General features: G+C 50.9%; 11 protein-coding genes and 1 riboswitch. Of the genes, 9 read left to right on the forward strand and 2 right to left on the reverse strand.

All coding sequences use genetic code 11. From position 1 onward, the window contains the following. Positions 1 to 2: 2 nt before the first annotated feature. Together trxA and trxB are read right to left on the reverse strand one after the other, a co-directional pair. Positions 3 to 320: a thioredoxin TrxA gene (gene trxA, locus BLT15_RS06425; protein WP_089759869.1), complete on the reverse strand. Its 318-nt coding sequence runs from the start codon at positions 318 to 320 to the stop codon at positions 3 to 5. Between the two features lie 101 nt (positions 321 to 421). Further along, a complete protein-coding gene (gene trxB / locus BLT15_RS06430; RefSeq protein ID WP_089759871.1) occupies positions 422 to 1,633 on the reverse strand; it encodes a thioredoxin-disulfide reductase in 1,212 nt (403 codons plus the stop codon). Between the two features lie 337 nt (positions 1,634 to 1,970). Beyond that, positions 1,971 to 2,077: riboswitch (glycine riboswitch) on the forward strand. 196 nt (positions 2,078 to 2,273) lie between these two features. Here trxB and BLT15_RS06435 point away from each other — a divergent pair. The 9 genes from BLT15_RS06435 (at position 2,274) to BLT15_RS06475 (ending at position 12,473) form a co-directional block, all read left to right on the forward strand. Beyond that, on the forward strand, positions 2,274 to 3,557 hold the full coding sequence (locus BLT15_RS06435; protein ID WP_089759872.1) for a glycine/sarcosine/betaine reductase component B subunit: 1,284 nt from the start codon (positions 2,274 to 2,276) through the stop codon (positions 3,555 to 3,557). A 45-nt stretch (positions 3,558 to 3,602) separates the two neighbouring features. Then, complete coding sequence (gene grdB / locus BLT15_RS06440) at positions 3,603 to 4,916, forward strand: glycine reductase complex selenoprotein B (protein WP_089759874.1); 1,314 nt, start codon at positions 3,603 to 3,605, stop codon at positions 4,914 to 4,916. 38 nt (positions 4,917 to 4,954) lie between these two features. Beyond that, positions 4,955 to 5,440, forward strand: coding sequence for a glycine/sarcosine/betaine reductase complex selenoprotein A (grdA, locus tag BLT15_RS06445; protein WP_089759876.1), 486 nt, complete (start codon positions 4,955 to 4,957; stop codon positions 5,438 to 5,440). A gap of 228 nt (positions 5,441 to 5,668) precedes the next feature. Then, on the forward strand, positions 5,669 to 6,340 hold the full coding sequence (gene sdaAB, locus BLT15_RS06450; RefSeq protein WP_089759878.1) for an L-serine ammonia-lyase, iron-sulfur-dependent subunit beta: 672 nt from the start codon (positions 5,669 to 5,671) through the stop codon (positions 6,338 to 6,340). A gap of 27 nt (positions 6,341 to 6,367) precedes the next feature. Then, positions 6,368 to 7,237 carry an L-serine ammonia-lyase, iron-sulfur-dependent, subunit alpha gene (sdaAA, locus tag BLT15_RS06455; RefSeq protein ID WP_089759880.1) on the forward strand — a complete coding sequence of 290 codons (870 nt, stop codon included), beginning with the start codon at positions 6,368 to 6,370 and terminating at the stop codon, positions 7,235 to 7,237. 225 nt (positions 7,238 to 7,462) lie between these two features. After that, on the forward strand, positions 7,463 to 8,101 hold the full coding sequence (locus tag BLT15_RS06460; RefSeq protein ID WP_089759883.1) for a 4Fe-4S dicluster domain-containing protein: 639 nt from the start codon (positions 7,463 to 7,465) through the stop codon (positions 8,099 to 8,101). Positions 8,102 to 8,104: 3 nt separating this feature from the next. After that, entirely contained in the window at positions 8,105 to 9,985 is a 1,881-nt protein-coding gene (gene cooS, locus BLT15_RS06465; RefSeq protein WP_089759885.1) for an anaerobic carbon-monoxide dehydrogenase catalytic subunit, read from the forward strand. Then, positions 9,982 to 11,208: an NAD(P)/FAD-dependent oxidoreductase gene (locus tag BLT15_RS06470; protein ID WP_089759887.1), complete on the forward strand. Its 1,227-nt coding sequence runs from the start codon at positions 9,982 to 9,984 to the stop codon at positions 11,206 to 11,208. Before cooS ends, BLT15_RS06470 begins: the two co-directional genes overlap by 4 nt. Before the next feature lie 206 nt (positions 11,209 to 11,414). Next, positions 11,415 to 12,473, forward strand: coding sequence for an HD-GYP domain-containing protein (locus BLT15_RS06475; RefSeq protein ID WP_089759888.1), 1,059 nt, complete (start codon positions 11,415 to 11,417; stop codon positions 12,471 to 12,473). Positions 12,474 to 12,876: the final 403 nt, after the last annotated feature.

Here is a 12,876-nt window from a genome sequence, read left to right on the forward strand (position 1 = left end):
GATCACAGATATTTCTGCAGCGCATCTTCAACCTCATCTATGGTCAGATCATCTCCGGTCAAATGTTCTTTTTTCTCGCCATCCTCGTAAATTACAATAGAGGGCAGGCCCATGACCTGCTGACCCAGGGCCAGCCTTCTGTTCCCCTGGATATCGAGCGTGGCGAACCTGGCTTCCTCCTCATATTTCTCGGCCAGTTCTTCAAAATCAGGGGCCAGCTCCTTGCAGGGCTCACAGCTTTCGCTCCAAAAATCCACCACGGCCAAACCTTCAGCTTCTAAAATTTCAGTTTCGAAATTGTCTCCATCCAGTTCCAGCATCTTTTTATACCTCCCTATCCTCATAAGATAACAGGAAAAACCTAAAAATTTTACAGTTCCAGTGTTTTCCTTTCACCTTTTGCTTTTTAGCAGATCGCCTCTCAGGCCAGAAGACCTTCCAGATCCTTCGCTGTGGGACGTATAATTCTTTCTTTTTCTTCTCCACCAGCTATGGTTATCACTGTCGGGATCTCTTCCACGCCATAACGGTCGGGGATGAAATCGTTGCCGTAGGCATCTATCCTGACCAGCTCTTTATCTGTTTTTTCCTCGATTTCCAGCTCTTCCAGCAGCCGCATCGCTTCCAGACTGTCGTCATCGGTGGGGCTCCAGAAGAAAACGATCACCTCAGATTCGGTATCCAGCACGTTTTCACGCCAGTGTTCTGTCGCCTCCAGATATTTCTGGCACTCGACTGCGGCTGTGGCCCCGTCTCCGGCAGCGGTGATAACCTGGCGTACGGGCTTCTGGCGGACATCCCCGGCAGCATAGACTCCCGGCACATTTGTCCGCATACCCTCATCGGTGACTATATAACCGGATTGATCGAGTTCTACGCCGGTATCCTCCAGAATTTCGGTGCTCGGTTCCCGGCCTACAAAGATAAAAATACCGTCATAATCGAGTTTTTGCAGCTCTCCGGTTCTGATATTTTCCACCACAGCCTTATCCACCATCTGATCGCCCTCTATGCGTTTGAGGGTGGAATTCCAGACGAAGTCGATTTTATCGTTTTCATAGGCTCTTTCCTGAAACAGACTGTCGGCATCCATTTTTCCTTCCTCGTGGATAACAACAAGAGTCACCCGGCGGGCGAAATTGGTCAGATAAATAGCCTCTTCCACGGCCGAGTTGCCGTTGCCGACAACCATCACATCGAGATCGACAAAAAATTCGGCATCGCAGGTGGCGCAGTAGGAGACACCGCGTCCCTGCAGCTCTTTCTCGCCCGGTATGTCCAGTTTTCTGGGTTCTGCGCCGGTGGCGATTAATATGCTGCGGGTATGATAGGTTTTGCCGTCTTTGGTCATCACTTTTTTAGGAGAACTCTCCAGATCCAGCCTCTGAACTTCACCATCGGCGGTCAAAGCGCCAAATTTTCGGGCGTGTTCTTTGAAATTTTTGGCCAGTTCCGGGGCCGTGATATCCGTAAAACCCGGATAATTTTCCATCTCCTCATAATCGGTCAGCTGTCCGCCGGCGCTGTCGCTTTCTAAAACCAGCGTCTTTAACTTCGAGCGCGCGGCATACACCGCCGCGGAAAGCCCGGCCGGACCGCCGCCTGCTATCACCAGATCATAAATTTTATCCAAGGCAGCCAGCTCCTTTCCTGATCGACCATTATTTTTTTAATTGTATTTAAGAAAGTGATTTAGTGCACAACTTTATCTATATTAAAACAGAATTTTTGACCGCTGTCAAACACTCAATCCCGGCTAAAATGCCCTTTTTTCTCCTTTTCAGCAGCAATATCGCCCAATATCGACTCGAAAGCGGCCTATTTATAGTTTTATCAGGGCAAAAGTTCTACTTGACAGACTTAAATTTTTTATTTATAATTAAACACGAAATGACTTTGTGAGAAATTTATTAAACCGAGGTGGTCCCGAAGTATACTGCGGGAAACAGAAAAATGGATAATGCGGATGGTTGAAGGAGATGGGAGAGTGCCGCCTCTGGCGGCCGCCGAAGGGGTAAGCCGGCTGTTTTTCTCGACGGTCGGTGAAACTCTCAGGCAGCAGGACCATTTCCGGACATCTCTCTGGAGAAGAAAATTTCCGAAGGGGCAGCCCGCCGGACAGCTAATTTTGCCGTATCAAGCCGACCGGCCGGGTAATCTCTCAGGTGATCTGACAGAGCAGCGATGAGGGTGAATTTCTCTCATTGCTGCTTTTTTTATCTCACAGCTTAAGCCATGTCCGAAGCTTTCAATAACGAGGGGGGATTGCAGATATGAAGCTGGAACTGGGAAGAATAAAGATAGAAGAGGTCGAGCTGGGTTCAGAAAACGGAATCGAGGACGGCAAACTTTCTATCGATGAGGATGAGCTGGTTCAGCTCATCTGTGAGGACAGCCGGATAAAATCGGTCGAGCTGACCCTGGCCAGACCGGGAGAGAGCACCAGAATCATTCCGGTCAAAGACGTCATCGAGCCTCGCTGCAAGGTAGAGGGCGGCGAAGTATTTCCCGGCTTTGTCGGTGAAAATCAGGTGATGGGCAGCGGCCGCACGCTGGTTTTGGAAAATACCGCGGTGGTGACGACCGGCGATATCGTCGGCTATCAGGAGGGCACGATCGAGATGAGCGGACCGGGGGCGGAGTACACACCTTTTTCGGAGACGCTCAATATCGTGATCGACTGCGAGGTCGAGGATGATATAGAGGATCATAGACACGAGGAAGTTCTGCGGATCATGGGGCTGAAAGCGGCCCAACATATCGGCAGGATAGCCCGCGGAACCGAGCCTGACACCATCGAAGAGTACGAGCAGCCGGCCCTGAATGAAGCTGCAGGCGGCGGCGATTATCTGCCCCGGGTCGGTTATATTTACATGCTGCAAAGCCAGGGGCTTTTACACGATACCTACGTTTATTCGGTCGATGCCAAGGAAATTTTGCCCACCATCATCTCACCGACCGAGGTTATGGATGGAGCCATAGTCAGCGGCAACTGCGTATCGGCCTGCGATAAAAATACCACCTATTTTCATCAGAACAACCCGGTGATCGAAGAACTCTATCGCGAGGACGGCCGGACTTTGAATTTTGTTGGCACGATCATTACCAACGAAAACGTTACTCTTGATGACAAGGAGAGGTCCTCCGATTTCACCGCCCGGCTGGCCGAACAGCTCGATTTAGATGCGGCCATCGTCAGCGAAGAGGGTTTCGGCAATCCCGACGCCGATCTGATCATGAACTGCCGCAAGCTGGAAGGACGAGATATAAAGACAGTTCTGCTCACCGATGAATTTGCCGGCAGCGATGGAGCCTCCCAATCACTGGCCGATTCGACACCGGAAGGGGATGCAGTCGTCTCCACCGGCAATGCCAATGAGATAATAAGGCTGCCCGCCATGGAAAGGGTGATCGGTCAGGATAAATTTGCCGACAGCATGGCAGGCGGTTTCGAGGGAAGTTTAAAAGAGGACGGCAGCATCGAAGTTGAGATACAGGCTATCATAGGGGCTACCAATGAACTCGGATTCGGTTATCTGACCGCCCGGGAATATTGAGAGCGGGCGGCAGCTAAATTACTCGCTTTGAAATCACGAGGAGGGATGAAAGTGGCTGAAAGAAAAGCGGTTCATTATCTAAATCAGTTTTTTGGCGGCATCGGCGGCGAAGAGGCAGCCGATACGCCTCCGCGCCTAAAATCAGAGCCTGTGGGTCCGGCGGGGGCGCTCAATGCGCAGCTCGATGACTGCTGCGAGGTGGTGAGCACGATTATCTGCGGTGATGATTACTTCAGCGAAAACGAGGGGGAGGCCCTGGCTGCCATAGAGGATATGCTCACCGATATAAATCCCGACATAATAATAGCAGGACCGGCTTTTAATGCCGGCAGATACGGGATGGCCTGCGGGGCTGTGGCTCAAAAAGCAGACGAGCTCGGACTGCCCGTGGTATCGGGCATTTATCCGGAGAATCCCGGTTATGAGATGTACAGAAACCACGCCTATTTCGTGGAGACACCCGACAGCGCGGCCGGCATGAGAGATGCCCTGCCGGATATGGCCAGTCTGGTAAAGCGATATTTCGAAACCGACGGCAATCCGGGCGGTCCGGAAGAGGCCGATTATCTGCCGCGGGGGCTCAGAAAGAATATCTTTGTCGAAACAAGAGGGGCCCGGCGGGCTGTCGATATGCTGCTAAATAAAATAAAAGAAGAGGACTATAAGTCGGAATATCCCATGCCGGCCTTCGATACGGTCAAGCCAGCTGAACCTCTGACCGATCTCAGCCAGGCCAAAATAGCCCTGGTTACTTCAGGCGGCATAGTTCCGGACGGAAACCCGGACAGTATAGAGGCTTCGAGCGCGTCAAAATACGGCAAATACAGCCTGAAAGAATTTGATGATCTCAGCGAAGATAGTCATGATACCGCTCACGGAGGTTATGATCCTGTTTACGCCAGCGAGGATGCCGATCGCGTGCTGCCGCTTGATGTCATGCGGGAGCTGGAAGAGGAAGGCGAGATAGGCGAGCTGCACGACTATTTTTACACTACCGTGGGCAACGGTACCGCCGTGGCCAGCGCCAGAGAATTTGCTCAAGATATAGCCAGCGATCTGGAAGCAGCCGACGTCGAGGGCGTGGTGCTCACCTCCACCTGAGGAACCTGCACTCGTTGCGGTGCAACGATGGTGAAAGAGCTGGAGAAGGCCGGATTTACCGTGGTCCATATAGCTTCTATCGTGCCCATTTCCAAAACGGTGGGAGCCAACCGAATAGTGCCGGCGGTGGCTATTCCTCATCCCCTGGGGGATCCCGATCTCGGCGGCGAGGAGGAAAAAGCCCGGCGGCGTGAGCTGACGGAAAAGGCTTTAAATGCACTCACCATAGATGTGGAAAATCAGGCCGTTTTTGAGTGAGAGCGATCATCAAAAAATTAATTCAGGAGGTGCAAAACATGCTAAAGGACAAAAAAGCAGCCATTCTCGGCGATAGAGATGGAATTCCGGGGCCGGCTATCGAACAAGCCATGGAAACCACCGAAGCGGAGGTGGTCTTCACCACCACAGAATGCTTCGTCTGAACAAGTGCTGGTGCCATGGACCAGGAAAATCAGCAGCGGATCAAGGATCTGGCCGAAGAACACGGCCGGGAAAATCTGCTGGTGATTCTGGGTGGGGCCGAAGCAGAAGCTTCCGGTCTGGCCTGTGAGACAGTTGCCAACGGCGATCCCACCTTTGCTGGTCCACTGGCGGGAGTCCAGCTCGGGCTCGCGTGTTATCATGTGATGGAACCGGAGATCAAAAAATCTATCGATGAGGATGTCTATGAAGAGCAGATCAGCATGATGGAAATGGTGCTCGACAAAGAGGATATCATCGCAGAGGTTAAAAAGTACAGGGAAGAATACAGCGATTACGATCTCATGTCGGTAGGCGGCTGATAGAAGTCGAAAAAATAGACATTTCTCTCATAGGGGTGATCGTCAAAAAGCTGCAGATGGCGATCACCTCAATTTATTTTTTCCTGCATTCTATCTCTGTATATCGCCAGTAATAATGCAGGCTTTTTAATATATTCATTCCATGTTATTATATATATAATAATGTAGAGACTGAAATAATGATATTTCCATCCGCATATCTATCGACAAATTCAGGAGGTAAAATCGATGAGCATATTCGATATCGTGGGACCAGAAATGATAGGTCCGTCGAGTTCGCATACCGCCGGGGCAGTAAATCTGGGCAGATTGGCCAGAGTTATTGCCGGCGGTGAATTAAAAAAAGTCGTGATCAAACCTCACGGTTCCTTCGGCAAAACTCTGCAGGGTCACGGGACCGATAAGGCCCTGGTGGGCGGGCTGCTGGGCTTTGAGCCGAACGATTCCCGGCTGCGCAGTGCTTTTGCGGAGGCTAAAAAGCGCGGCCTCGAGTTTGAATTTCAGAAGGTCGAGGGTAGATCTGTCCATCCCAACACCGTCATCTTCAATTTTTATAATGACGGTGAGGACCGTGAAAAGGATGGGATAAAAATCCAGGGAGCTTCAATCGGCGGTGGTGCTGTCAAAATTACCAGAATAGACGATTTTGAGCTCGAGGTTACGGGCAATAACGACTCTATTTGGTGCGTGCACAAAAATGTGCCCGGAGTCTTCGCACATATAACTTCCATGCTGGGGGAAAATGACATCAACATAATCACTATGAAGGCCGTGCAGCTGCGGGAAAAAGATCTGGGATCCTGCATTCTGGAGCTCAACCAGCCGGTTTCGCAGGAGACCGCAGCCGAGCTGGAGAAGACCGATTTTATAAACTTTGTGCGCAGAATCCCTAAACTTTAGAAATTGATCATATCAGGAGGGATTAGCATGATTTATTCGACCTTTTCTCAGTTCCTGGCTGCAGCCGAAAACGAGAATAAAGAACTCTGGGAAGTGGTACTGGCCAGGGAGATAGAAGAGGAGGATACCGATCGCGAAAAAGTTTTTGAAAAACTCGAGAGCAGGCTGAATGTTATGGAACAGGCCATCGAAACGGGTATTGAAAACACGCTGGATTCACAGGGAGGATTGGTCGATGGAGAGGCGGCCAGACTGGCCGCTTCTGGTGACGAATTGGGCATGGAGCTTTTTAAAAACGTCAATATTTATGCTCTGGCCACTGCCGAGGTAAATGCCAGCATGGGAAAGATAATCGCCGCTCCCACCGCCGGAGCGAGCGGGGTGGTGCCGGCGGTGATATTGGCTCTCGCCGGGGAGAAGGATATCGCCAGAGATCGCCAGCAAAAAGCCCTGCTGACGGCGGCCGGTCTGGGCGAGATAGCAGCGCGTAAGGCCACTGTTTCAGGGGCTGCCGGCGGCTGTCAGGCAGAATGCGGAGTGGCCGCCGGGATGGCAGCCGGGGCCGGGTCAGAGATGCTGGGAGGCAGACCGAAAGTCGCGCTCAATGCCTTCACACTGGCGCTTAAAAATCTTCTGGGGCTGGCCTGCGACCCGGTGGGCGGTCTGGTGGAGGTTCCCTGCGTCAAGAGGAATGCCACCTCGGCCAGCTGTGCTCTTTCGGCTATTTTGCTGGCCATGTCCGGCATAGAGAGCACCATCCCCGCTGACGAGGTCGTAAAAGCCATGCGCGAAATCGGTGATCTGATGCCTTCCTGCCTGAAGGAAACAGCCGAAGGAGGACTGGCCAACACCGAGACCGCCCGTAAGTTCGAAAAATCTCTGGAGTCGAACAAATGAGAGGGAAAAAGGTAAAAATATCAGAATATTGAATTATAAAATAAGGTTCTTCCTGTCCTCAGCCGGTAAATAGGTGTGTAAAAAACCTCATTTAGTTGCACTGGAAGATATAAAGCTTAGTTCACAATGAAATTTTTACCCGGCATAAGTTTGGTCTTCGGCCAAAAAACGCTAATTTTTTGCTGAATAATTTACAGCAAAACCTGAAGCCAGGGAGGTGAAGATGTGAAAACAGTAAAGATCAGAACAGAGAGATGTGTCGGCTGTCGTCACTGTGAGCTGGCCTGTTCGCTCGAGCATTCTCCCCGCGGAAAAATTCACGCACTTTTTCAGGATAGTCCGCCCCTGCCCGCTCGAATCAGCGTTAGAACCGGCATAGACCTCCTCAATTTTCCCCTCCGCTGTCAGCACTGCGAACCCGCACCCTGCCGGGGAGTCTGTCCCAGCGGCGCTATTTTTCGCGACAGAACGACAGAAAAAGTCCAGGTAAATGAAGATGATTGTATCTCCTGTGGGATGTGTGCCATGGTCTGTCCTTACAGCGCTATAACTTTTCCCGTCGCCGGCCGGGAAACCCCGGCTGAAAAAGAAAAGGCCCCTGCCTATAAATGTGATGACTGCCTTGATCGACGTCAGCAGGACGAGATTCCCGCCTGCGCGGAGGCCTGCCGCACCGGAGCATTGGAGTTTGGCGAGATCGATGAGATGGTTTCTGCTGAAAGAGATGAGCTGGCAGTTTTGCTGACCGCTGACGCTTCCGGCAAAAAGAGCGATCGCCGGCCTGAAAACATGGAGAAATATCGCGAGTTAAAGCAAAAGATGGCAGAACTTGGACCCTTTCCTGCCAGCCGAAAGGAGGAATAACAGATGAAAGAAGAGGATAAATATTCCGATCTAACCGAGGACGAACTGGCCCAAAAATCGCTGGCCGAGGCCGAAAAAGCAGGGATGGAGACCGCCTGGGATAGGCTGCAGGATCAAAAGCCGCAGTGCGGTTTCGGCGAGACAGGTGTATGCTGCAATCGCTGTGCTATGGGTCCCTGTCAGGCCGACCCCTTTGAAGAAGGACCGGAGCGGGGAGTTTGTGGAGCCGACGCCGATCTGATAGTCGCCCGCAATCTGCTGGCCGATATAACTGCCGGAGCCGCTGCTCATTCCGATCACGGCCGGGAAGTAGCGGAGATTTTCCAGGCAGCAGCGCAGGACGAGACCGGAGGAAGTTACGGGATCAAAGATGAGGACAGGCTGGCTGAGCTGGCCGATATCTTCGATCTCGGTGGAAAGGACCTCACCCGGGAGGAGACGGCCAAAAAACTGGCCCAGAGAATACTGTCCGAGTTCGGTACCCACCGCGATGGGCTGGCACTGACAGAGAGAGCTCCGGCCGAAACCAGAGAGATATGGGATGAGCTGGGTATTACCCCGGACAGCATCGGGGGCGATCTGGTAGAAGCCATGCACAGAACCCATATGGGTGTGGGAGCAGAACCTGCCAATATGCTCCTGCACGGTCTGAAAATAGCTCTGGGTGATGGCTGGGGAGGCTCGATGATAGCAACCGAGCTGGGAGATGTCATGTTCGGCACCCCGGAGATCAATCAAAGCAGCATGAATCTGGGCGTGATCGACGAGGATAAAGTTAATGTTATCGTACACGGTCATAACTCGGTCCTCTCGGAGATGGTCGTCCAGGCAGCCGAGAGCGAAGGACTGCAAAACATGGCTGAAGAGCGGGGAGCAGAAGGTATAAAGGTGGTCGGTCTTTGCTGTACCGGCAACGAAATTCTGATGCGCAGGGGCATTCCCATGGCTGGCAATATGCTCAATCAGGAGCTGGTGCTGGCCACAGGCGCGGTGGAGGCTGCCGTCATAGATTATCAGTGCATATTTCCCTCGCTGGTCGAGAGCGCCGATTGTTACCATACGGAGATTATAACCACCAGCCATAAATCCAAAATACCGGGAGCGGTTCATCTCGAGTTCGCGCCTGAGAGTGCGGAGAGCACAGCCCGGGAGATAGTAAAAAGAGCTATAGAGAATTTCTCCGAACGCAGCTCAAATCGTGTCAACATACCGGGGGAACCTCAGCCTGTGACGGCCGGCTTTTCGCTGCAGTCGATAACTGAAGCCCTCGGGGGCAGTCTGGATCCTCTGATCGAAGCCATAAAAACCGGCGATATCAGGGGAGCGGTCGGGATAGTGGGCTGCAACAATCCCAAAATCAAGCAGGATAAGGGGCATATCGAGCTGGCCAAAGAGCTTTTGCAGGAGGATATTTTGCTGGTGGAGACCGGCTGCGCTGCCGTGGCCTCCGGCAAAGAAGGGCTTCTCAGTCCAAAAGCCAGCGAGCTGGCAGGTCCGGGACTGCGGCCGGTGCTGGAAAGCCTTGAGATGCCGCCGGTGCTGCACATGGGAGCCTGTGTCGACTGTTCCCGCATCCTCAAGCTGGCTGCGGCCCTGGCCAGAGAGATCGGAGTGGGAATCCATCAGCTGCCGCTGGCAGGGGCTGCTCCTGAATGGTATGCTCAGAAAGCTGTAGCCATAGGCAGCTATTTCGTCGCTTCGGGCGTGTATACCGTTCTCGGTCCTCCGCCCAAAATCTTCGGAAGCAGCGAGGTTGTCGATCTGCTCAGCAGCGGGCTGGAAGAAGCTGTTGGAGCTAATTTTGCCGTCGAGCCCGAACCGAAAGCGGCAGCAAAGCTTATAATCGACCATATAGAAAGTCAGCGGGAAGAGCTGGGAATATGACCGAAAAAATAGCCATTATCGGCGCCGGACCTGCCGGCCTTAGCGCCGCCAGAACGCTCAGGTCCCGGGGGTGCGGCGCCCGGATTCGAATGTTTTCAGCTGAAAAAGCCCCGCCCTATGCCCCCGCTTCTCTGGGCAGATATTTGATAGAGGATAGAGAGGATATCCTCTACTGGCAGGGCCGGGATATCTGCAAGCGGCTGGAAATAGACGAACACCGGGGAGAAAAGGTGGTTAAAGTCGAGTCCGAAGAAAAAGCTCTGACCACTGCGGCCGGCAGAGAGTATGCTTTCGATAAGCTTCTCATAGCCTCCGGGAGTTCCCTTAAGATCTCCGAGGTAATAGAGGGACATGATAAGGAAGGGCTTTTGAACTTCAAAGATCTCTCAGCCACCAGAAAAATAAAGAAGCTGGCAGCTTCCGGCCGCGGCACAGCAGTGATAATCGGGGGAGGATTTATCGGAGTCGAGATCGCCCTCTGCCTGGCCGAGATAGGCATAAAACCCTCTGTCCTCAACCGGCGGTCCTGGATTATGCCCAGGCTTTTGGACAGGGAAACCGCCGGCCGGGTGGTCGCGGATCTCGAAGAAAAAGGAGTAGATGTTCGATTGAATACCGAGGGCAAATATCTGCACGGAGAGGAGAGGGTCGAGGCTGTGGAAACCACCTCCGGAGATATCCTGAAAGCGGATATCTATATAGCAGCCACCGGCGTCTCCCCCAATACCGATTTCCTCCAAAATAGCGGTGTAGAATATGAAGATTGGGGGATTCCTGTCGATGGTAAGCTGCGCACGAATCATCCCCATATATTTGCCTGCGGCGATGCAGCTCTTACCCGCGATTTCTTAAGCGGAGAGCTCACATCTCACGGCCTTCATCCGGTTGCTGTCAGACATGGCAGGACAGCTGCTGTCAATATTATGGGAGCCGAAAAGGAATACGAGCGCATGTTCAGCATGAACTCCCTGAAAGAGCTCAGCTATAAGCTCATAGTGGTGGGAGAGCTAAAAGGAGAGATCATTCGGGACGAGAGCGAAGAATATCTGCGCAAAATATATCTGAAGGATGATAAAATTAACGGATTTGTCCTGCTGGGAAATATCGTCAATGCAGGAATATATAGATCTCTTTTGAAAAATCGCCGTGAGGTCAGCGGATACAGAAACTGGCTTATCTCACCTCAGTTCAATCCGCAGGACCGGATTTACCGGTCAATTTGATCGGCGAGAGATAATTGCTGGCGGTGGAGAAGTCGGTTCTTATCTGCTGGAATCTATTCATTTCTCATTGATATAATGGAGCTGAAAAGGGCAATTCAGATCGATATAAAGAAATTCAGAGAGAAATTTGAAAAAGCCGGACAATCCGATCGGCCGCTTAGATGCTAAAATGAAACAAACGTATTTATCCAGAGGAGGAGTAATTTTTGGCGGCAAAAGGGAGCAATAAAAAAATTGATATCGATAAATTAAAGCCTGGAATGACCATAGCCGAAGATATTGGCAGCGAATTTGGAGCGGTGCTGATCCCTTCGGGAACTGTCCTGACAGAAGAGGTGATCAACCGGCTTGAAGATAGAGGGAGATCTGAAGTTGAGATTTTCACCGAGGCTGAAGAAGAAAGAAAAAGTAATTTAGAAAAGGTCAAAGAAAAAGAACGCGATTACAGAAAAAGCGTGATAAAGTTCGCTGAGAAATTTGAGAAGTTTATGTACAAACGCAGAGTGGAATATGACGATGTTCTGGAGCTCACAGAAAAAACCAGTAAATTATCCGAAGAGATGGACCTTGTCGATGTTCTGACCGCTATTAGAAGAGTTGATGAATACACCTATACTCATTCTCTCAATGTCGGCATTCTGGCGGGCATGTTCGCCGAATGGATCAACCTTTCCTCCGAAAGAAAAAATAATCTCGTTCAGGCCGGTATTTTTCACGATATCGGCAAAGCAAAAATCCCCGAATCAATTCTAAAAAAGCCCGATGCTCTGACAAAAAAAGAATTCGAATTTATGAAGCAGCATTCAGTCTTTGGTTTTAGAATGGTCAAAGAGAGTCAGCAGATAGAGGATGAAGTCGCCGCGGGAATACTGACTCACCATGAAAGATATGATGGATCCGGCTATCCCCGTCAGTATGAGGGGGAAAAGATACCGCTCTTTGGGCGTGTTCTGGCAATAGTCGATGCCTTCGATGCGATGACGGCGGATAGAGTTTACCAGAGAGCCCGCCCGCTTTTTTATGCTATCAAAGTTGTTGAGGAGGAGTCCTTCGGTCATTTTGATTATAAATTGAAAGAAGTCTTTTTAAGGAAGATACCCAACTATTTGGTCGATGAAAGGGTTAAACTGAATAACAAAAAAGAAGCCCGGATAATTTTTATTCCTCCCTCTCATCCCTATCATCCGATAATCAAAGTCGATGACCTGTATCTCGATCTGAAAAAGAACCCCGGCCTGGAAATCGTCGAAATCATCAAAGAATAACGGGCAGCTGTCAGGAATATTCATATTTAACCTCGACATTTATTTCCTGCGATCGCTGAGCTGCTGTTTAAATTATATTTGTTTTCAGCACCCAGCAATATATGCTGGGATATTATTATGGCTTTAAGGCAGCATTTATCCTGTAGGATCTTCTTTTTATCAGCTGATAGATATCGTATAAGATCACTATCATGACAATAATGGCTGGAAGATATAAAGCAAAGTGATACTCGAATTTTTTCGAAACTCAGGTTAAGTCCATGGCCAAAAAATAGCGTCCCCGGCTCAGGATCTGCCGGGCTGAGCGTGAGCTCAGGGATAAGCTTTTGCGAAGGAAGCGCAATTTTTTGGCCGAAAACTAAACTTATGCCGGGGAAAAATTTCATTGTGAACGCAGCTTTAT

Origin of the sequence: Halarsenatibacter silvermanii, from assembly GCF_900103135.1 — a bacterium.
Taxonomy (GTDB): domain Bacteria; phylum Bacillota; class Halanaerobiia; order Halanaerobiales; family Halarsenatibacteraceae; genus Halarsenatibacter; species Halarsenatibacter silvermanii.

Excerpts from the sequence above, each read along its gene's own strand:
- trxA (WP_089759869.1), bottom strand. The coding sequence starts at position 320 with ATGCTGGAACTGGATGGAGACAATTTCGAAACTGAAATTTTAGAAGCT.
- BLT15_RS06435 (WP_089759872.1), top strand. The coding sequence starts at position 2,274 with ATGAAGCTGGAACTGGGAAGAATAAAGATAGAAGAGGTCGAGCTGGGT.
- sdaAB (WP_089759878.1), top strand. The coding sequence starts at position 5,669 with ATGAGCATATTCGATATCGTGGGACCAGAAATGATAGGTCCGTCGAGT.
- sdaAA (WP_089759880.1), top strand. The coding sequence starts at position 6,368 with ATGATTTATTCGACCTTTTCTCAGTTCCTGGCTGCAGCCGAAAACGAG.
- cooS (WP_089759885.1), top strand. The coding sequence starts at position 8,105 with ATGAAAGAAGAGGATAAATATTCCGATCTAACCGAGGACGAACTGGCC.
- BLT15_RS06470 (WP_089759887.1), top strand. The coding sequence starts at position 9,982 with ATGACCGAAAAAATAGCCATTATCGGCGCCGGACCTGCCGGCCTTAGC.